21 protein-coding genes and 1 pseudogene are annotated in these 21,357 nt (G+C 33.1%); 21 read left to right on the plus strand and 1 reads right to left on the minus strand.

The window, feature by feature from the left end; genetic code table 11:
* The first annotated feature begins 3 nt into the window (after positions 1-3).
* The 7 genes from ACOOWA_RS02425 (at position 4) to ACOOWA_RS02455 (ending at position 6,771) form a co-directional block, all read left to right on the plus strand.
* Positions 4-1,335 carry a quinol:cytochrome C oxidoreductase gene (locus ACOOWA_RS02425; protein ID WP_421372989.1) on the plus strand — a complete coding sequence of 444 codons (1,332 nt, stop codon included), beginning with the start codon at positions 4-6 and terminating at the stop codon, positions 1,333-1,335.
* A gap of 138 nt (positions 1,336-1,473) precedes the next feature.
* Entirely contained in the window at positions 1,474-2,493 is a 1,020-nt protein-coding gene (locus ACOOWA_RS02430) for a hypothetical protein (protein ID WP_421372990.1), read from the plus strand.
* 51 nt (positions 2,494-2,544) lie between these two features.
* Entirely contained in the window at positions 2,545-3,729 is a 1,185-nt protein-coding gene (locus ACOOWA_RS02435) for a hypothetical protein (RefSeq protein ID WP_421372991.1), read from the plus strand.
* 1 nt (position 3,730) lies between these two features.
* Positions 3,731-4,267 (plus strand): adenine phosphoribosyltransferase, encoded by a 537-nt coding sequence (locus ACOOWA_RS02440; RefSeq protein WP_421372993.1) that lies wholly within the window; start codon positions 3,731-3,733, stop codon positions 4,265-4,267.
* 269 nt (positions 4,268-4,536) lie between these two features.
* Complete coding sequence (locus tag ACOOWA_RS02445; RefSeq protein ID WP_421372994.1) at positions 4,537-5,247, plus strand: tetratricopeptide repeat protein; 711 nt, start codon at positions 4,537-4,539, stop codon at positions 5,245-5,247.
* A 3-nt stretch (positions 5,248-5,250) separates the two neighbouring features.
* Positions 5,251-5,769 carry a 6,7-dimethyl-8-ribityllumazine synthase gene (ribH, locus tag ACOOWA_RS02450; protein ID WP_421372995.1) on the plus strand — a complete coding sequence of 173 codons (519 nt, stop codon included), beginning with the start codon at positions 5,251-5,253 and terminating at the stop codon, positions 5,767-5,769.
* Positions 5,770-5,913: 144 nt separating this feature from the next.
* Positions 5,914-6,771, plus strand: coding sequence for a neutral zinc metallopeptidase (locus ACOOWA_RS02455; protein ID WP_421372997.1), 858 nt, complete (start codon positions 5,914-5,916; stop codon positions 6,769-6,771).
* A gap of 38 nt (positions 6,772-6,809) precedes the next feature.
* On the opposite strand, the gene ACOOWA_RS02460 is transcribed toward ACOOWA_RS02455, so the two are convergent.
* The gene (locus ACOOWA_RS02460; RefSeq protein WP_421372998.1) at positions 6,810-7,646 is read right to left on the minus strand and encodes a GLPGLI family protein; all 837 of its coding nucleotides are present in this window, start codon (positions 7,644-7,646) and stop codon (positions 6,810-6,812) included.
* A gap of 145 nt (positions 7,647-7,791) precedes the next feature.
* On the opposite strand from ACOOWA_RS02460, the gene ACOOWA_RS02465 reads away from it, so the two are divergent.
* From ACOOWA_RS02465 to wecB, 14 genes and pseudogenes are all read left to right on the plus strand, one after another.
* Positions 7,792-8,121 carry a HesB/IscA family protein gene (locus tag ACOOWA_RS02465; RefSeq protein ID WP_421372999.1) on the plus strand — a complete coding sequence of 110 codons (330 nt, stop codon included), beginning with the start codon at positions 7,792-7,794 and terminating at the stop codon, positions 8,119-8,121.
* Positions 8,122-8,192: 71 nt separating this feature from the next.
* Positions 8,193-9,641 carry a Fe-S cluster assembly protein SufB gene (gene sufB, locus ACOOWA_RS02470; protein ID WP_421373001.1) on the plus strand — a complete coding sequence of 483 codons (1,449 nt, stop codon included), beginning with the start codon at positions 8,193-8,195 and terminating at the stop codon, positions 9,639-9,641.
* A gap of 142 nt (positions 9,642-9,783) precedes the next feature.
* Positions 9,784-10,170 (plus strand): annotated as a pseudogene (locus ACOOWA_RS02475) (GxxExxY protein).
* Positions 10,171-10,277: 107 nt separating this feature from the next.
* Positions 10,278-11,021 carry a Fe-S cluster assembly ATPase SufC gene (gene sufC / locus ACOOWA_RS02480; RefSeq protein ID WP_421373002.1) on the plus strand — a complete coding sequence of 248 codons (744 nt, stop codon included), beginning with the start codon at positions 10,278-10,280 and terminating at the stop codon, positions 11,019-11,021.
* A gap of 30 nt (positions 11,022-11,051) precedes the next feature.
* A complete protein-coding gene (locus ACOOWA_RS02485) occupies positions 11,052-11,444 on the plus strand; it encodes a four helix bundle protein (RefSeq protein ID WP_421374634.1) in 393 nt (130 codons plus the stop codon).
* Between the two features lie 34 nt (positions 11,445-11,478).
* Positions 11,479-12,786: a Fe-S cluster assembly protein SufD gene (gene sufD, locus ACOOWA_RS02490; RefSeq protein WP_421373003.1), complete on the plus strand. Its 1,308-nt coding sequence runs from the start codon at positions 11,479-11,481 to the stop codon at positions 12,784-12,786.
* 139 nt (positions 12,787-12,925) lie between these two features.
* On the plus strand, positions 12,926-14,086 hold the full coding sequence (locus ACOOWA_RS02495) for a glycosyltransferase (RefSeq protein WP_421373004.1): 1,161 nt from the start codon (positions 12,926-12,928) through the stop codon (positions 14,084-14,086).
* A gap of 5 nt (positions 14,087-14,091) precedes the next feature.
* On the plus strand, positions 14,092-15,348 hold the full coding sequence (locus ACOOWA_RS02500; protein ID WP_421373005.1) for an O-antigen polymerase: 1,257 nt from the start codon (positions 14,092-14,094) through the stop codon (positions 15,346-15,348).
* Complete coding sequence (locus tag ACOOWA_RS02505) at positions 15,311-16,447, plus strand: glycosyltransferase family 4 protein (RefSeq protein ID WP_421373006.1); 1,137 nt, start codon at positions 15,311-15,313, stop codon at positions 16,445-16,447. The genes ACOOWA_RS02500 and ACOOWA_RS02505 overlap by 38 nt, the downstream gene beginning before the upstream one ends.
* Positions 16,448-16,527: 80 nt before the next feature.
* A complete protein-coding gene (locus tag ACOOWA_RS02510) occupies positions 16,528-17,574 on the plus strand; it encodes a glycosyltransferase family 4 protein (protein WP_421373007.1) in 1,047 nt (348 codons plus the stop codon).
* The gene (locus tag ACOOWA_RS02515) at positions 17,558-18,592 is read left to right on the plus strand and encodes a polysaccharide biosynthesis protein (RefSeq protein ID WP_421373008.1); all 1,035 of its coding nucleotides are present in this window, start codon (positions 17,558-17,560) and stop codon (positions 18,590-18,592) included. The genes ACOOWA_RS02510 and ACOOWA_RS02515 overlap by 17 nt, the downstream gene beginning before the upstream one ends.
* A 15-nt stretch (positions 18,593-18,607) precedes the next feature.
* A complete protein-coding gene (locus tag ACOOWA_RS02520) occupies positions 18,608-19,018 on the plus strand; it encodes a WxcM-like domain-containing protein (RefSeq protein ID WP_421373009.1) in 411 nt (136 codons plus the stop codon).
* Positions 19,019-19,045: 27 nt separating this feature from the next.
* Positions 19,046-20,164 (plus strand): NAD-dependent epimerase/dehydratase family protein, encoded by a 1,119-nt coding sequence (locus ACOOWA_RS02525; RefSeq protein ID WP_421373010.1) that lies wholly within the window; start codon positions 19,046-19,048, stop codon positions 20,162-20,164.
* A 51-nt stretch (positions 20,165-20,215) separates the two neighbouring features.
* Positions 20,216-21,355, plus strand: a complete 1,140-nt coding sequence (gene wecB / locus ACOOWA_RS02530) for a non-hydrolyzing UDP-N-acetylglucosamine 2-epimerase (RefSeq protein ID WP_421373011.1) — start codon at positions 20,216-20,218, stop codon at positions 21,353-21,355.
* Positions 21,356-21,357 lie beyond the last annotated feature (2 nt).

Genomic DNA, 21,357 nt, shown 5'->3' on the forward strand with positions numbered 1-21,357 from the left:
GAAATGTATAGTTTTTCACCAAAATTAAAATCAACTTCTATAATCCTTCTTGTTGTAGGTATAGTTCTTTTTGCTGCAGGTTTCTTTTTAAACAGAGGACTTTCTACAGAAAAAATTGAGCACATGATGGAAGCAGTACATTCTGCCGGTCATAATTCTCCTACACACTCCAGCGAAATGGTGGGACCTCAAGATCACGCTGCGCACTTGGAGCACGCAGAAATGCAGGTTCACAATCAGCCATTAGCTTCACTTCATTTTGTAGCAGTATTTTTCTTCGGAGTAAGTGCGGCAGTATTATTTTTCTACTGTATTCAGCACGCTGCTCATGCAGGATGGCCAATTATTATTACAAGAGTAATGGAAGCTATTGCTTCTTACATTCCTTGGGGTGGTGCAATTCTAATTATCCTTATGATTATTAATATTACGCACAACGGTCACCTTTTCCATTGGATGGATCCTGAATTGACAGACCCAGAATCTGGTCATTTCGATGTGATCTTATATGAGAAGAAAAAATTCTTAAATATTCCTTTCTACGCAATCAGAACGATTATCTATGTAGTAGGAGCGTCTTTCTTCGCTTGGAAGCTTAAAGCTCAGTCTAAGAAAGTAGATGATACTAAATCTTTAGTAGAATATCAGTTCCTTTACAGATGGGCTGTAGGATACATTGCATTCTTCGGATTTGCTTCTGCATCTTGGGCTTGGGATTGGTTGATGTCTATCGACCCTCACTGGTACTCTACAATGTATATTTGGTATTCTATGGTAAGTTGTTTATCCAGTGGTATTGCTGTAATTATTTTATTAAGTGTTTATCTTAAGAAAAACGGTTTCTTACCTCAGTTTAATGACAATCACTTGCACGATTTAGGAGTTTTCCTTTTCGCTACAAGTTTACTTTGGACGTATACCTGGTTTGCACAGTTCATGTTGTATTGGTATGCAAACGTACCGGAAGAAGTAAATTATTTCTTCGGAAGATTCGAGCACTACTCTCCTACATTCTTGCCAATGCTGGTTGTAAACTTTGTATTACCATTATTGGTATTAGTTAGTAGCAGTATCAAGAGAAATTATAAAGTAGTGACTATTATGGCTGTTATTGTAATCTGTGGTCATATCCTGGATTACTTCAACATGGTAATGCCGGGAACAGTAGGACCTTACTGGAATACTCCTGAAGTATTATTATTAGTAGCTGGTTCTATCCTATTCATCGCTGGATTGTTTATGTTTACAGTGCTTTCAGCATTAACTAAGCTTAAATTAATTCCTACAGGTAACCCTTACTTACACGAATCTGAAATTTATGAGTATCCTTTCTAAGGGCTTGTAAAAAAATAAATTTGAAAAAGACTGATTTTTAAAAATCAGTCTTTTTTTTGCTTCAAACAGGCAACCTTTTTCAAAAATTGTTGTCTTAATGATAGACTTAATTCCTTACTTTTAAACTAAATTAAAACCATGAAAAAATCGTACTTACTAAATTTTCTATTTATCATTTTTTTCAGCATCTTCAATGCACAGAGCATCAGTTTTGTTTCTGAAAAAACCGGACAGCCATTACCTAAAGTTGTTGTATTTGGAAAAGATGGAAATATCTTAGCAACATCAGACATCGATGGAAAAATTGAAAAATCTACCCTTTCTCAGGATCAGGAAAAATTTCAGCTGGTTTATGATAATATTTCAATTGCCACTTTATCATTTAACGAAATCAACAAAGATGTTGTAAAATTGAATGACAGAGTAAAGGATATAGAAGCGGTTGTTATTAAAAATAACAAACCGGCAAAATATGTTTTCGTTAAAGGAAATTTTAATGCTTATGTAACAGTAAATGGCAAATTGAACTGTTACGTCGATGGAATTGCCACCTACGTTTTCGATAATAAAACGAAAAAGCTGAAAAGCAAAAACATAGAACAATACAGAGTTTTCAGATTAGAAAATCCTTCAACCGACAGAAAACAAACCGGTCTTTTAGATTACAATGCATTTTTAGACCTTCCTCAATTGCCAAACGTCGGAAATATTGATGAGTATAAGAATAAAAAAGCTACGATTAAAGAACTAAAGGGAAATACAAAAGACGAAATAGAAATCAGCGGTAGTGCACTGCAGGAAAAAGAAATGGCTCTTTTTGGCTACAGACTTTATGACATTAAAGCTTTAATAAATCATTCTTATGAAAAAGATTCTAAAAAAGATTTGAGAGACTTCCTTGAATCCAACGAAATTGGTTACATTAAATTTAAACATAAAAGCGAACCAGATTACAATCAACTTATTTCTTACAAAAACTTTTATCCTACAGAATTAGATTTCCGAGATGACAATGACGTTGAAGGTAAAGTAAAATTAAATAAAAACAACAGCAGTTATTCCTCAAATTATTGGCAGGATTTAGCATTTCCAAACATGCAGGCAATTTTCTCATCGTTCTTTAAGGAAGATCTGAAAGAAAAAGAAAACAAAAAATAAAAATCTGTATTAATAAAGGTTTTCCTAAATTTGCCATAAACCATAATTAAAATGAAAAAGTTTGCTTTGCTACTCATGTTCAGCCTGTTGCTTTTTACATCTTGTAAAAAAGACAGCGTAGATGCGACTACCACCAAGACTTTACAGTCGAGTATCAACGATATGGCATCGAGTCTTACCACAATTAAACAGATAAAGTTTAACGAAGCGCTTTATATTTTGAAGACTTTCGGCGTAGAAGCTGAAGGCGATGTTAATGAACTGAAAGCTCTCGGACAGCTAATCAACGGTAAAAAAGTACCCGAAGTTTTGGCTTTGGCAGATCAGGTTGCGCAGAAAAATGGTATTGAATGGGCAAGTACAGCTCCACCTTCCTTAGGTGAAATGAATATTTTTGGGGATGACAAAGCTAAAGAAAGTGACCCGAATGATGTAAGAGCAAGTTCTTTAAGCATTCTTACTCAATTTTCCGGCGATACAGGAAACGGTCCTACAGCAATTCAAATCGCACCGAGATTAGTTGACAACTCTGGAAATCCTATTGCATTTACAGGAGCTGCTTTAGAAACAACCTTGGAAGTTTTCAGTAATGGTGTAAAGCTTTCAACTGCAAAAAACTTAATGCAGGATAATAATTTTAAAGGTTTTAATCTTAAATTTTCATCTTTATTGGCTTCAAAAATTGTTGACAATAAAATTGATATAACAGTTTCTGTAAAAACAACTGCGAAAACATTTAAAATGTCTAAAATTGGTTTAGATGTAAACCCTTCAGCATTGAAAGTTCCTGAAGCCCCAAAAACAGACTCTACAATGATTAATCAGGATCCTAATGCTGTAATTGATCCGAGTAATCCAAATGGTTCAGTTCCACCTACAACGACAATAGATCCTACAACAGCTCCAAAACAGCCTACCGCAGACCCAAAAGCAACGGTGAATAAGTTTCTTAGCAGTGTAAGTTCGCAGAATCTAAAAGCTGCCTTTGATTCTTCAAGCAACCCAAGCTGGGGAAGCTATGAATCATTTTCAAACCCGACTTCAGGTTTTGGAGCGATCAAAAACGTAAGCGTAAAAAATGTGACGACAAATGCTACAAACGCTAATGTTTCTAGTGTAAATGCAACGTACGATGTAACAGATAAAAATGGAAGAACAACATCTTTAAAGGCAACTTTTGGTCTCAAAAATGTAAACGGAGAATGGAAAATTTCCAGCTATAAGATTAATCCTTAAAATGGCATCGCAGGAACTTATTTCAAAACTTGAAGCAACTATAGAAAATATCCCTGATTTTCCGATTCCGGGAATTCAGTTTAAAGATATTTCGCCGATCTTTCTTGATTCAAAACTGTATGAAGAAGTCATCGAAGATTTGGTAAAATTCAGCAAAGGAAAAGTAGATGCAGTTTGCGGAATTGAAAGCAGAGGTTATCTTTTCGGAATTGCCATCGCTGTAGCTCTAAAAGTTCCATTTATTTTAATCAGAAAAAAAGGAAAACTTCCGCCACCAATCATTTCAGAAAAATATGATTTGGAATATGGAAGTGCAGAAATTGAAACCAGAGAAGGACAGATAAAAAAAGGACAGCGAATTTTAATTCATGATGATCTCTTAGCAACGGGCGGAACTACAGAAGCTGCTGCTAAATTAGTAGAAAAACAAGGTGCAGAAGTTGTACAGTTCAGCTTTTTAATTGGATTAAAAGATCTGAAAGGAGACGAAAAACTTAAAAAATTCAACGCCGAAATTTATCACACTTTAGAATATTAAAAATTCTTATCAATCATATTAATTTGAATGACTTTGTGTTTTTAGCTGAGTGAAATCGAAGATTCGACGAAGTCAAACGCCTTTGCGAACCTTAAAACACACAGTAATTAAAAAAATCTTTGCGAACTTTGCGTTAAAATATTGACCACAAAAACCACAAAGAATTAATTAAACAGTAAAGAAATTAAAAATCATTTGAGAATACCTGCAAAGTATTTTGTAAATCACTCAGAAACAATTAAATTTGCAGTTCAATTTTTTAAAAATTTATGGCAAAATTGGGAAAAAATGCTCCAAACGAGCAAGAAGGAAAAGAAACAGTAGAATTCTTTAAAGACCTTGACAGAGAGGCTTTAAACACAGAAAGATTCCTGGAAAAATATCAAAAACCACTAAGTGCCGTATTTGTAGGTTTGGTAGTTGGAGTATTGGCCTATTTCGGATACCAACAGTTTGTTGTCGCTCCAAATAATGCTGAAGCTGTAAAAACATATCTTACAGCACAAAAAAATCTTACAGAAGGTAAAGATAAAGAAGCTCTAGGTGGAAAATCTGCGGCTAACCCAGGTTTTTTGGGAACTTACAACGAATATTCTTCAACAAAAATTGGTAAACTTTCTGCTTACAATGCAGGGTTGCTTAAATTTAAAGAAGGAAAATATCAGGAAGCTTATGATCTTTTAGATAAATTTTCGTCTGACAATAAAACATTAACCGCAATGAAATTTGGGGTAATGGCAGATGCTAAATCTGGTCTTAACAAAAATGATGAAGCTTTAGCATTATTAGACAAAGCTGCTTCAGCGTCTGATGATCCTTACACTTCTTACTATTTCACAAGAAAAGCAGGAATCGTAGCTTTAGGAATGAAGAAAAATGCAGAAGCTAAAAAATACTTCGCTACAATCGACGAAAAATATCAGGATTATGACAATGGAATGTCTGATTCTTATATAGAAATGACTAAATATTTAAATTAAAACATGGCAACAGTTAATCTTTCAGATTACAAGCCACTCCATATTACCAATGCCGAAGATTTTTCTATCGGCATTGTTTTTTCTGAGTGGAATGACTTTATAACTTATAATCTTCGTGACGCAGCTTTGGAAATTCTTGAAAAAGAAGGCGTAAAGGCAGAAAATATAAAACAGTTTTCCGTTCCCGGAGCTTTTGAATTGAATTATGCAAGCATGCAACTTTGCAAAGAACGTAAGTTTGATGCTGTAATTGCAATCGGATGCGTCATCAGAGGAGAAACTCCGCATTTTGATTTCGTTTGTGATGCAGTAGCGCAAGGAATTAAAGACTGTAATATTCTGACCGATACTCCGACAATTTTCTGCGTTTTAACAGACGATACCAAAGAGCAGTCAATCGCAAGAAGTGGTGGTGACTTAGGGAACAAAGGTGTTGAAGCAGCAGTAACCGCTTTAAGCATGATTAATTTTAAAAGAAATCTTTCCGACAAAAAAGGAAATATAGGTTTCGGACATTCATAAAATGTAAATACAGATAGTAATAAGGGGAGCTTAAATGCTCCTTTTTTATTGGCATAACTTTAGTAAATCTCTTTCAATATTTTTTTATTAAATAAAAGAGTTAATAATAATAATTTTAAATTTACATAAAAATAAATACAAAATATGAAATGGACTGAAGACAGAAGCACAAACGTAGACGACAGACGCGGATCTGGAGGTGGTGGAGGTGCAATTGTTGGTGGTGGTTTAGGGACCATTATTATCGCTGCAATTGTATTTTTCTTAGGTGGAGATCCTTCCGCAATACTTTCTTCGGGAGGTGGAAGTTCAGCACCGAGAACGGAGCAGCGTGAATTGAGTCAGGGCGAATTGCAAATCGGCGAGTTTGTGAAAATGATTACTGCAGAAAACGAACAAACCTGGGCTCAGATTTTTAAAGATAACGGGATGCAGTACAGACCTGCGAAAGTAGTTTTGTTTGAAAGTGCAACAAATTCAGGTTGTGGAACTGCTCAGTCTGCAATGGGACCATTTTATTGTCCGGCAGATGAATCGGTTTATATGGATATGAGTTTTTTCAAAGAATTGCAGAAAAATTTTGGCGCTAAAGTCACAGAATTTACCATTGCGTATGTAATGGCTCACGAAATGGGCCATCACGTACAAAATCTTATGGGAACTCTAAACGAAACAGATAATGCAAGAAGAAGCGGAAGATATTCTGAAGCGCAATTGAATAAAATTTCTGTAGCTACAGAGCTTCAGGCAGATTTTTATGCCGGACTTTGGGCGAAATACTCCAACCAAAGAGAAAACTTTCTTGAACCTGGAGATTTAGATTCTGCCATTGAAGCAGCTGAAGCAGTTGGTGATGATAACATTCAAAAAAGATCTCAGGGATATGTAAATCAGGAAAGCTTTACACACGGTTCATCCGCACAGCGTAAAGAATGGTTTATGAAAGGATACAATGCGACAGACATTAAACAAGGCGATACATTCAGCCAGCTTTTAAGATAAAAAAAACCCTGAAGAAAATTCCTTCAGGGTTTTTTGATTTATTTCAGTTCAATTGGATTGCTGTTATTTTTAGCTTCCTCTTTTACTCTTTCTTCCATTCTCTTTCTCATATCTGCAGGATTTTGATTTCCGCCACCACCTCCGACTCTCATTGGAGGCGAAATTCCGCCGCCGCGCTGGCTAGTCATAAATGAAGCCGGATCAGTTTTGTACTTTTCCTGTTGTTTCACGTAATCTGTTCTTTTTACTTTAATAACATTTCCGAAAGAATTCATTTCCGGGAAAGCAGCGATCTTGTAGTTTTTCATTAAATCAAAAGAATATTCTCCGGTAGAATCTTCTGCTTTTACGACCAGACCCGGAAGTCCGCTGAATTTGTAGGGCCCGTCTTGATAAGGAAGATCTGTTGTAAACCAAGCCGTCCATTTTCTTCCGCCAAAATCAGTTTCTGCTTTTTGCACTTTATAATCACCTATTTTTGTAGTTTCAGATAAGATCTTCCAGTTTAAAGGACGTTCTTCTTCGTATGTATAAATATCTCTGCCAATTCTATCCTTATAAATAGTTTTCTGATCTTTTTTGTCTTTTTCAATGGAGTAATTAATAACTGTTCGTAAACTTTCCATCTGATCTCTGTTAAACCCTCTTGCTCCTCCGCTTTGAAAATTCGCACGCATCACAGAATCTCTTTTAATTCTATTTTCCGAATAGAACATCGACTTATCTGCTGAAATATCCAAATATGCATTTTCAGTTTTAATATCATTCTTATCATTTGCATTTGGCTTCATTGTAACCTGATACACAAATCTGTTTGCCTGCGCAAAACTAATCTGTGCTAATAATACCATAGCAAAAGCTCCAATTTTTTTCATTATTTTCCTGATTTATAGTTTTGATTTTAAATTTCAGCCAAAGTTAAAGCATCGATGATAAAAATCGATAAAATAAAAACACCGATTTTTATTTACTGATTATTGTTCGTATTTTTGCAAGATTAAATCATTCTAAATTAATACAATGATAAAGGTTTCAGATCAGGCAAAGGTAAAAGCAGTTCAGCTGATGACAGAAGACGGCTTTAACCCTGCTGAAGATTATATAAGAGTTGGGGTAAAAAGCGGGGGTTGTTCAGGATTAGAGTATGTACTCGGTTTCGATAATAAAAAGGAAGAAACGGATCAGATTTTTGAAGATAACGGAATTAAAATCGTTGTCGAGAAAAAAGCAATACTTTATTTGGCAGGAACTGTTTTAGAATATTCCGGAGGTTTGAATGGAAAAGGATTTATTTTTAATAATCCAAATGCATCCAGAACGTGTGGTTGTGGAGAGAGTTTTAGCTTATAATTAGACGCTAGATACTAGATTCAAGACTTTAAAGTCTGAAATCTAAAATCTAAAATCTAAAATCTATTAAAATGAGTAAATATACTGAAGACGACTTAAGGGTCGATTTAGAAAACAAAAAATATGAATTTGGCTGGGAAACCAAGATCGATTACGAAGATTTCCCTACAGGTCTGAATGAAGACATCGTCCGTGCTATTTCTGCTAAAAAAGAAGAACCGGAATGGATGACAGAATGGCGTTTGGAATCTTACAGAATCTGGTTAAAAATGGTGGAACCTGAATGGGCAAATATCAAATATGAAAAACCAGATTTTCAGGCGATCAAGTATTACGCCGCTCCAAAATCTAATCCACAACTGGAAAGTTTAGATGAAGTTGATCCGGAATTATTGGCAACTTTTACCAAATTGGGAATCAATATCGAAGAACAGAAAAGACTTTCAAACGTCGCGGTAGATATCGTAATCGATTCTATTTCTGTAAAGACGACATTCCAGGATACTTTAGCTGAAAAAGGAATTATTTTTTGCTCGATTTCTGAAGCAATTAAGAATCATCCTGATTTAGTTAAAAAGTATTTAGGTAAAGTTGTTCCTAGAGGAGATAATTTTTATGCAGCATTGAATTCTGCAGTATTTTCTGACGGAAGTTTCTGCTATATTCCAAAAGGCGTAAGATGTCCGATGGAACTTTCAACATATTTCAGAATTAATCAGGCAGGAACAGGTCAGTTTGAAAGAACTCTTGTGATTGCGGATGAAGGAAGTTATGTTTCTTATCTGGAAGGTTGTACAGCTCCATCAAGAGATGAAAATCAACTTCACGCAGCTGTTGTAGAATTAATTGCAATGGATAATGCTGAAATTAAATATTCAACCGTTCAAAACTGGTATCCGGGAAATGAAGAAGGAAAAGGTGGCGTTTTCAATTTTGTAACCAAAAGAGGACTTTGTGAATATAAAGCAAAAATCTCCTGGACTCAGGTTGAAACAGGTTCTGCCGTAACCTGGAAATATCCTTCTTGTATCTTAAAAGGTGACAGTTCGATCGGTGAATTCTATTCTATTGCAGTAACCAACAATCATCAGTATGCCGATACCGGTACAAAGATGATTCACATCGGAAAAAATACAAAATCTACGATTATTTCTAAAGGAATTTCTGCAGGAAAATCTCAGAACTCATACAGAGGTCAGGTAAAAGTAATGCCTTCTGCAAAAGGAGCAAGAAACTTCTCTCAGTGTGATTCTTTATTGATGGGTAACGAATGTGGAGCACATACTTTTCCATATATTGAAATTAAAGATCCAACAGCTCAGTTAGAACATGAAGCTACGACTTCAAAAATCGGTGAAGATCAGATTTTCTACTGTAACCAGAGAGGTATCGACACAGAAAGAGCAATTGCTTTAATTGTCAATGGTTTCAGTAAAGAAGTTTTAAATAAATTACCAATGGAATTTGCTATTGAAGCTCAGAAATTACTTGAGATTTCTTTGGAAGGTTCTGTAGGGTAGTTTTTGGTTTTATCGCAAAGTTAAACAAAGAATTTTTCAAATAGCTAGTTGCTGATTTAAAGATAAACAAAGCCGCTAACGCTTAAGAAAGAAATACGAGTGAAATTAACTTCCAACTTGTATCTTTGCGAAAAACATACAGATGACTGAAAATGAAATTTCAAGAATTGTCTTTGATCGAGGATTAAAGATTCATAGGAAATTAGGAATTGGTTTATATGAAAACATTTATGAGGAATGTCTTTTTTATGAACTACAAAAAGCGGATGTAAAAGTTGAAAGATAAAAAAATCTGAATATTCAATATGAAGAATTATTATTGAAAAATGCTTTCAGAATGGATTTAGTTATTGAGAACAAGGTTGTTTTAGAAATTAAATCTGTAGATAACTTAAACAATTTTCACGCTGCACAGTTAAAAAATTATTTAAGACTTGGAAATTATAAGTTAGGTATGCTTATTAATTTCAATTCTCAACTATTTAAAAATGGTGTTATGAGAGTCGCAAACGGTCTTGACCAATATTAAAAATAAAATACTAGTATTACATTGATAAGCGTTAGCGCCTTTGTTTATCTTAAAACATAGGAAGATTAAAGAAAATCTTTGTCTAACCTTGCGATAAATTTAAACGTATGTTAAATATTAAAAACTTACACGCCAGAATTGAAGATGGCGCTCAAATTTTAAAAGGGATCAATCTTGAAATAAAACCAGGTGAAGTTCATGCGATCATGGGTCCTAACGGAGCCGGAAAATCTACGCTTTCATCTGTAATTGCAGGGAAAGAAGATTATGAGGTTACTGAAGGTGAAATTTTATTCAATGGTGAAAATATCATCGAAGATGCGCCGGAAGAAAGAGCTCATAAAGGAGTTTTCCTTTCGTTTCAGTATCCTGTAGAAATTCCCGGAGTTTCTGTGACGAATTTCATCAAAGCTGCGGTAAACGAAAACAGAAAAGCAAACGGATTGGAAGATATGCCTGCAAAAGAAATGTTGGCCATGATCCGCGAAAAATCTGAACAGCTGGGTATTAAAAAAGATTTTCTCTCAAGATCATTAAACGAAGGTTTTTCGGGGGGTGAGAAAAAGAGAAACGAGATTTTCCAGATGATGATGCTGAATCCTAAATTGGCTATTTTGGATGAAACCGATTCAGGACTAGATATTGATGCATTGAGAATCGTTGCCGATGGTGTAAATACTTTTAAAAGCGAAGGAAATGCTGTTCTTTTGATTACACATTATCAAAGATTGCTTAATTATATTCAGCCTGATTTTGTACACGTTTTAGCAAACGGAAAAATCATCAAAACAGGTGATAAATCTTTAGCATTAGAATTAGAAGCAAAAGGTTACGACTGGCTGCTTAATTAATTTGAAATTTTATATTTGAGATTTGAAATTATGGCAACAATAAACAATTTTGAAGATTTAGAAATATGGAAAAAATCTAAAGAATTATGCCAAAAAATTTTTATTACTCTAATACAAAGTTCAAACTGCAGTCAAAATATTAAAAATCAAATAGACCGCTCATCAGCTTCGGTAATGGATAACATTGCAGAAGGTTTTGAAAGAGAAGGCAACAAAGAATTTATCAATTTTCTATCAATGTCAAAAGGTTCTTGTGGTGAGGTTCGATCTCAATTAATAAGAGCATTCGATAGAAATTTTATTAATGAAAGTGAATTTAATGATTTGAAAAACGACTATACAGATTTATCAAAAATGATTTCTGGTTTTATGAAATACCTTAAAACGGTGGAACATAATGGTAATAAATTTAACCGTCTGTAATTTCAAAATTCAAATCTCAAATTTCAAATAAACTATGAGTTTAAACGAACAAATTTTAAACAATCACAGCGAATTTCTTGGCACACTTCGCCATCGTTTTTTAGATGAAACGAGGGTTGGTGCATTAAGAAAATTTGCTGAACTTGGCTTTCCGACAAAGAAAGACGAGGAATATAAATATACCAATATCAAAGAAATCATCGAGAAAGATTACAATTTTTTCCCGAAAGAAAGTCATAATATCACCAAAGAACAGCTTGATGAGCTGCATTTGGGTGAAGAAAATTTTGACTGGATTGTCTTTATAAACGGACAGCTTCACAAAGAACTTTCTAAAATTTCTATTGAGAATGCAGAGTTTTTATCCTTCAATTATGCATTGAATGATGATAATCACAAAGATGTTTTTGATCAATATTTTAATACCATTGCTGCAAAAGATTTAGCTTTTACTAATTTAAATCAAGCTTATTGCAAATATGGGTTTTTTCTGAAAGTTCCGAAAAATGTGGTGATTGAAAAACCAATCCATGTTTTTTATCTTTCTCAGAATCAGGAAGAAAACACATTCTATAATACAAGAAATTTATTAATTGTAGAAGACGGAGCAAAAGTGGAAGTTATCGAAAGTCACCACAATTTTGATGAAACATATGTTTTCACAAATTCTGTGACGGAAATTTTCACCTATCCAAATGCAAAAGCAGATTGGCATAAACTTCAAAATGATAATGATACTTCGTATTTGGTAGATCACACGTTTGCAAAACAGGAAAAAGACAGTTTAACCACGGTAAATACGTTCTCATTTGGCGGGAAAATCGTTAGAAATAATTTAGATTTCATTCAAAACGGATCGAATATTAATTCTTTCATGAACGGAATTACCCTTATCGGTAAAGATCAGTTGGTGGATCATCACACTGCGGTTCATCACAATCAGCCCAACTGTGAAAGTTACCAGAATTACAAAGGGATTTTTAAAGATCAGTCTCACGGGGTTTTCAATGGAAAAGTTTTTGTGGATAAATTGGCTCAGAAAACCAATGCGTATCAACAAAACAACAATGTACTATTAAATGAAGGAGCAAAAATTGATACAAAACCACAGCTGGAAATTTTCGCAGACGATGTGAAATGTTCTCACGGTTGTACGGTTGGCCAGCTTAATCAGGATGCTTTATTTTATTTGAGAGCAAGAGGAATTTCTAAAAAAGAAGCTCAGGCTTTATTGCTGTTTGCTTTTGCTAATGACGCGATGCAGAATATCGATATTGAACCTTTAAAGGAAAAAATCTCGAAACTTCTGACAGAAAAACTGGAAGTTAGTATTGAGTTTTGATCTCAACAACCATATAATAAAAGCACTTCGGTTGAAGTGACATCTTCTTTTTTCAGCTGTTGTGTTATTTTTCTTTTCACAACCTGAAGACGTTTCGTTTCATCTTTATCTGCTCCTATTTTTCTGAACTTTTCCTGCTTTGGCTCTCGCTGAAAAAGGATTATTGAAATATCTTGTGACAGATTTTTATACACCGTTTGATACAGTTGTTATAGGAACTTTTTTAAAGCTATTACCTCAATCAGTACAGTCTAAATTAAAAAAAAGATATAAAGAAGAACTTAGCAGCAATTTTGTGGTCATCAGTTTACTTTCTGTTTTTTATGAAATCTTATTTTCATTGACTCAAAATATTAAATACAGCATACTTAAAGATAAAGCATTGGGTAAAAAAGCTAAACAACTCTCAATAAAATATAATGTACCAATTTTAAGTATGAATACATATGCAAAATATGCTTTTGAAGAAAACCCTGTTAACCCTAAAGTTTTATTTCAGTTTCATCCACATACAACCTTTGTAAAAGAAATCTTACAGGAAGAAATGGCTCATAATGAGATGTCTAAAAAATCTTTATTACAGGAATATGAATTTTCAGTATCAGATACTGTACTACAAAATCTTACTCAGGAGATTCATTTAGCAGGTCATATTATATGTGCAAGTGGTGTAACTTCGAAATCTTTATTAAATGAAGGTGTAAGTAATAAAAAAATCAAGATAATACCATATGGAGTTGATACTACTTTATATCCTTACAAAACAAGAGAAATATTAGGAAAAAATTCTATTTTTAAAATTATTTTTATTGGAAGTCTGAATCAGAGAAAAGGAATTACATATTTACTAGATGCAATCGAAGGTATTCCAAATATAGAATTGAATATTGTAGGCAGGGGTATTTTTGATACCGATCTTTTAAGTAATTATTCTGTAAAGATTAATATTCATAAAAATATTCCACATAAAGATATGGTTTCACTTTTACATAGTTCTCATTGTTTTGTATTACCTTCGTTAGTAGAAGGTTTCGGGCAGGTGATTCTCGAAGCAATGTCTACAGGAATTCCTGTCATTGCATCAGAAAATACAATTGCGTCGGATATTATCATAAATGGAGAGAATGGATTTCTAGTGCCTATTAGAAATTCTGTGAAAATTAGAGAGAGTATAGAGCTATTGATTGAAAACCCCCAACTTATTAATAAAGTTGGTGAAGGAGGATTCAACGTATCTAAACAGTTAACATGGGAAAATTTTAGAAATAATATTTCTGATTATATTCAGAGTCTTGACTAATCAAAATGGAATTTTACATACTTGCAATTTTGTTTCTATTGGGTTTGATAATGGTTTTGAAAGATTTTCGAAAGCATTTTTTGTTGCTGTTTATTTTACTTATTTATTTTATATGCTTCTTTTTAGGTCCTTTAAATTCTACCAATCTTAATAAATACACTCATCTAGGTGGTAATTTCAGCAGTGGATTTTATGATACTTTAGATCTGTATTCTATAGGTATTTTTTTTATGCTTTTAGGATATGCTCTAAGCTACAGATTTACTAATAATACTTTTATTCATAACAAATATATTTATACTTTGAATCCAAAATATAAATATTATATGTGGTTGTTTTTTTTATCATTAGTTGCAATGATAAGAAGAAATGTGAGTGAAGGTGTATATGGTGGTGGATTCTTTAATTATTTAATGTTTTTGGGCGATTCACTTATTTTAGCATTCATCATCCTTATCTATGAAAAAAAATTTAATAAATCTTGGCATTGGATTATTTTAATAGCTTCTGTCTTATGTTATATGATTTTAGGTTTTAGATATCGTATTTTATTATTAATTATTGGGGTTATTTATCATTTTGTAATTACTTCTAGTGTTTCCTTTAAAACTATTATAAAATGGATATTCATAGGTTGTGCAATTTCTTATGCTATTAATTTTATAACACTTAATCGACATGCATTAAGAACTCTAGAATTCAGAGATGTTACCTTTGAATCTAAGGTTGAAAACGGTTTATCTCCTTACCAACTTGTCATGTATCAGACAGATAATTACAAAACAGAAATGATGGTAGTTAAATACATGAGGGATAATAATATAGATTATGATTACGGAGAATCAATGTTTGCTCACATACTTATTAGAATTATTCCATCATCTTTTTTTGAAGAAAATAAGAAGCCTGAAATTTACCAAATGAATGTCATTAAAAATTCTTTTAATTCAAAGGAAGGAAGATACGCTGGAGCAGCAATTTCTAATGTGATTGAATACTATATAGCTTTTGGGGTTTTTGGCATAATAATCTTCATGACGATACTAGGTATTTTTTTAGGATACATTTCAAAAAAAACAAATCTCAGTGTCCCTCGCGATCGTGTAATCATCGTAATGATAGCAATGGTAATGTTTCAGGAAGTCACCCGTGGATATTTACCACAAAACGTAACCTTATTGGTATTCCTGCTCATTACCTTAAAATTATTTTATAAAAAACAATATGTTAGCAATCATAACCAACATACCAACACCATATAGAACTGCCTTTTTTAATGTTTTAAATGAAGAGCTGTTAAAAATAAATGAATCTATACACGTTATTTATTGTGCGGAAACCGAGCCTGGCAGACATTGGAAATTTTCTCCGCAGGAAAATAATTATCCTTATACATTTTTGAAAGGTCTTCATCCTGAATTCAAAAATTTTTATCCTCACATCAATATAGGATTGACTGCATGTTTAAAAAAATTAAAACCACAATGGGTTTTGATCGCCGGAAGTTGGAATGCTCCTGCTACAATTAAGGTGCTTCTAAATAAAAAGAAAGTAGATAGTCCCATTGTATTTTGGAGTGAAGGTCACTTTGACGCTCAGGTAAGATCAAATAAGTATGTTGATTTACTTCGAAAAAAAGTATTAAAAAGCATAAATCACTTTGTGGTTCCAAATATAAAATCGAAAGAATATATACATCATTATAATAGTGAAGCAATTGTTGATTTTTTGCCTAATACGGTTGATGAAGACTTTTTTTCTCTTTCTCCCAAAGATTCTAAAATCGAAAGCAGGAATAGAAAAAATCTGCCTTTAGATAAAATAATCATTGTTTTGGTTTCCTCGTTAGATTCTAGAAAAGGTGTTTTAGAATTTTACGATGCATTTAAAAAATCTAATAATGATAATTTATATGTTGTACAAATCGGAACGGGAGAGTTTTATGAAAATTTAAAAGAAAAGATTGTAAAAGATAATCTTTCAAATCATTATATTCTTACAGGACAACTGGAGGCAAAAGATGTAAGAGAATATCTTATTTCAGCTGATATATTTGCACTTCCTACAAAATCAGATCCCAATCCTTTAAGTCCAATAGAAGCTGCATTTCTAAAAAAATGTCTTTTAGTTTCTTCAAAAGCAGGAAATGCAAAAGATCTTATATCAGAAAATAAGAATGGATGGATTATTAATGAAATTAATGAAGAAGATTTAATTAAAAATATAAATAAAATCGCAGAAACAGAGAGATCAAAATTAGAAGAAATGGGAGAAAAGTCTTTTGAAATAGTTTCGGCATCTTTTACAAGAAAAAAAGCGGCGCAAAATCTCATCACGTTTTTACAAAGAATAAAAAAATGAAATTAGTTATTGATAATTCCAATCTTTTTGCAGGAGGAGGATTACAGGTTGCTGCCTCTTTTTTAAGAGATTTAAAAAACATGAAAATAAAAGATGATTTTCATGTGATACAGTCTGTTAACTGCGCCAATATGTTGCGAGAAGAAGTGTTTCCCAATAACTTTACTTTCTACAATTTGGATAAGTCGGAAGAGAAATCTATATCAAAAAGAATCAAAAGTGTTAAAAAGATCGAAAATACCGTAAAACCGGATTGCATCTTTACTCTATTTGGTCCTTCTTACCATAAAAGCAAATTTCCCAAATTGGTAGGATTTGCGATTCCTTATATTATTTATCCTGAATCCCCTTTTTTTAAACAAATTTCATTTAAAGAAAAGCTGTACTATAAAATAATGTCGGTTATAAAAACTTACAGCTTCAAAAAATACTCTGATGCCTTAATCTTTGAAACTGAAAATGCAAGGAGAATATTTACAGAAAAAGAACATTTTGAGAAAAATAGCTTTACAGTAGGAAACACAATTAATGAAATTTTTTTTAAACCAGATTATTGGGCAGACTTTATGAATTTACCTGTCAGTTCATGTAATATTTTATTTTTAACGGCTAATTATCCACATAAGAATATGATGATTATCCCTGAAGTTATTAGAATTCTAAGGGAAAAATTGCATTTAAAAGATTTTAAATTTTTAATTACTTTATCAAAAGACGAATTAAACTTTCCAGAATCGAGCAATGATAATATTGATTATTTGGGAAAAGTAGAGCTGGAAAAAATTCCTTCATTGTATAAACAATCAGATATCGTATTTATTCCAACTCTTTTGGAGGTTTTTTCAGCAACATATTTAGAAGCAATGCTGATGAAAAAACCGATTGTTGCATCAGATTTAGGTTTTTCTCGTGATATTTGCGGTTATTCTGCTTATTTTTGTGAACCAACAAACTCTGAGTCTTATGCAGATGCTATCTATAAATTAATTACAGATAAAAGTCTAAGAGATAATTTGATAAACGAGGGCACAGAAAATCTTAAACGTTTTGGGTCAAGTTTGGATAGAACAAATAGTTACATAAATATAATTAATAAACTCATTAAATATCATGATAATAAAAAATAAAACACTTTTAATAACTGGCGGAACAGGTTCGTTCGGAACAGCTGTTCTTAACCGTTTTTTACAGACAGACCATTTCAAAGAAATCCGTATTTTTTCTCGTGATGAGAAAAAGCAGGATGACATGAGAAACTTATACAAAAACGATAAAATAAAATATTATATCGGTGATGTAAGAGATTTTGCAAGTGTAGAACCGGCTACGAGAGGAGTCGACTATATTTTTCATGCGGCTGCGTTGAAGCAGGTTCCTTCTTGCGAGTTTTTCCCAATGCAGGCTGTGAAAACGAATGTTGAAGGAACTCAGAATGTAATTCGTGCGGCAACAGCTAATAAAGTTCAAAAAGTAATTTGCCTGTCAACCGATAAAGCGGCTTACCCAATCAATGCAATGGGAATTTCCAAGGCAATGATGGAAAAAGTGGCTGTAGCTGAGTCTAGAAATACCACTGAAACTGTGGTTTGCCTTACCCGTTACGGAAATGTAATGGCTTCAAGAGGTTCTGTAATTCCATTATTTTTAAATCAAATCCAAAAGGGAGAACCTATAACGATTACAGATCCGAATATGTCTAGATTCTTCATGTCATTAGAAGATGCGGTAGATTTGGTGTTATTTGCTTTCGAACATGCTAATCCCGGAGATTTATTTGTAAATAAAGCTCCTGCCGGAAGTATTGGAGATTTAGCAAAAGCTTTAATTGAACTGACCGGTAAAGAAGTTCCTGTAAAAGTAATAGGAACCCGTCACGGTGAAAAGCTGTACGAAACGCTTTGTACACGTGAAGAAATGGCAAAAGCGGAAGATATGGGAGATTTCTACCGTGTTCCCGCAGATAACCGTGATCTGAATTATGCTCAGTATTTCTCAGAAGGGGAAGAAGAAGTAGCCGAAATCGAAGATTATCATTCACACAATACAGAGCAGCAAGGAGTTGAAGGTCTTAAAAAACTGATTTCAACTTTGCCGCTAATCCGTAAAGAAGTCTTCGGAGAAGATGTAATGCAGTATCCTTACTAACCAAAATAATAGTTAATGTTACTTCTGGGAAAAGCTCATAAAGATGATAGAGGAATTATTACATTCAATAATGAATTTAATGCATCTGAAATCAAAAGAATTTATACCATCGAAAATCATTCTACGGATTTTATTCGTGGTTGGCAGGGTCATAAAATTGAGCAAAGATGGTTTGCCTGTATGAAAGGAAGTTTTGAAATTTCTGTCATTGAGGTTGATGATTTTACAAAACCTTCAAAAGATTTAACAATTCAGAAATATCTATTAACAGACGAAGTATTAACTTACCTGCATATTCCTGCAGGTTGTATCACTGCAATTCAGTCAAAATCTTTAGATGGTAAACTGTTGGTTTTGGCAGATTACGGATTAGGCGAAATTGCTGATGAATATCGATTTGATTTAAATTATTTTAATGAAAATTGATTATAATTAAAAAACAAAACATAACACATGAAAAAAATCGGAATTACCGGTCAGAATGGTTTTGTCGGAAGACATTTATATAATACTTTGGGATTATCTCCCGAAGATTTTCAAAGAATTGATTTTCAGAAAGAATATTTTGAAAATGAAAGCAAATTAGATGAATTTGTCGCCCAGTGCGATGTTATTGTTCATCTTGCAGCAATGAATCGCCATGAAAGTGAGCAGTTTATTTATGAAACCAATGTAGGTTTAGCCCAAAAATTAGTTGATTCATTGAAAAGAACGAGCTCAAATGCTCATGTGATGATGTCTTCTTCTACTCAGGAAGAAAGAGAAAATTTATACGGAAAATCAAAAAAAGAAGGGAGAGAAGCTTTAGCAAACTGGGCTCAGGAAAATGGCGGGAAAATCACGGGGTTGATTATTCCTAATGTTTTCGGAGCTTTCGGAAAACCTTTCTATAATTCGTTTATTTCTACGTTTTGTTATCAGTTAACACATGGTGAAACGCCGACTATTGCAACAGATGGAGAAGTTAAGCTTATTTACGTTCAGGAACTGGTTGAAATCATTATTAATGAAATTAAAGAAGGTAACAGCAAAGCTGAATATTTTGTTGAACCCACTGCCATTAAAAAAGTTTCTGAAGTTTTAGCATTATTGAATGACTATAAAGCAAAGTATTTTGACGGTGGAGAAATTCCTGTAATCAATGATTCATTTGAACATAATTTATTCAATACATATCGTTCATATATTAATCAAAAAACGCATTATCCGGTAAAATTTACACAGCATACAGATCCTCGTGGAGCTTTTGTGGAAGTTATTCGTTTGGGAATTGGCGGACAGTGCTCATTCTCAACTACTGTTCCGGGAATTACTAGAGGAAATCATTTTCATACAAGAAAAATTGAGAGATTTGCAGTCATTAAAGGAAAAGCTTTAATCCAACTTAGAAAAATTGATTCTGATGAGGTTTTAGATTTTTATTTAGATGGAAATGAACCTGCGTATGTAGATATGCCAATCTGGTACACGCACAATATCAAAAATATCGGAGAAGAAGAATTATACACAATTTTTTGGATCAACGAAGCATTCAATCCTGAAAATGCAGATACCTATTTTGTAGAAGTTTAAAATATTAATTTAAAATAAAGTTGAAGTCGAAAGATAACAGCAAATAGCTATATGAAAAAACTAAAAGTAATGACGGTTGTGGGAACAAGACCGGAAATTATCAGACTATCAAGAGTATTAGATGCTTTAGACGCTTCTGAAGCAGTAGAGCATATTATCGTTCATACAGGACAAAATTATGATTACGAGCTGAACCAGATCTTTTTTGAAGATTTAGGACTTCGTAAACCAGATTATTTCCTTGAAGCCGCAGGAAAAACAGCTACTGAAACAGTAGGGAATATTTTAATTAAAATTGACCCTTTATTAGAGGAGCTAAAGCCTGATGCATTTTTAGTTTTGGGAGATACAAACTCTTGTTTATGTGCAATTCCGGCGAAAAAAAGACATATCCCAATTTTCCACATGGAAGCAGGAAACAGATGCTTCGATCAGAGAGTTCCGGAAGAAACGAACCGTAAAATTGTAGATCATACTTCGGATATTAATTTGACGTATTCTGATATTGCAAGAGAATATCTTTTAAGAGAAGGTCTTCCTGCAGACAGAATTATTAAAACAGGTTCGCCGATGTTTGAAGTTTTGAATCATTATTTACCACAAATTCATGCTTCAAACGTTTTAGAAAAATTAAATTTAGAAGAAGGAAAGTTTTTTGTAATATCTTCTCACAGAGAAGAAAATATCAATTCTGAAAAAAACTTCAGAGGTTTGATGGATTCTTTAAACGCCATTGCAGAAAAATATCAATACCCGATCATTGTTTCTACGCATCCACGTACGAAAAATATGATTGATAAAATGCAGATCGAAATGCGTCCTGAAATACAGTTTTTAAAGCCTTTAGGTTTTCATGATTATAATGCATTGCAAAAAAGAGCGTATGCAGTATTATCTGATTCCGGAACAATTTCAGAAGAATCTTCAATATTGAACTTCAGAGCGTTAAATATTCGTCAGGCTCACGAAAGACCGGAAGCAATGGAAGAAGCAAGTGTAATGATGGTTGGTTTGTCTCCGGAGCGTATTTTACAGGGCTTAACTCAGGTTTTACAACAGAAAGTTGGTGTTGAAAGAAACTTCAGACCGGTTTCAGATTATTCGATGCCGAATGTTTCAGAAAAAGTGGTAAGAATTATTATTTCTTATACTGATTATATTAAAAGGACCGTTTGGTCGGAGGAAATTTAAAT

Source organism: Chryseobacterium sp. GP-SGM7, assembly GCF_049166575.1.
Lineage (GTDB): Bacteria > Bacteroidota > Bacteroidia > Flavobacteriales > Weeksellaceae > Chryseobacterium.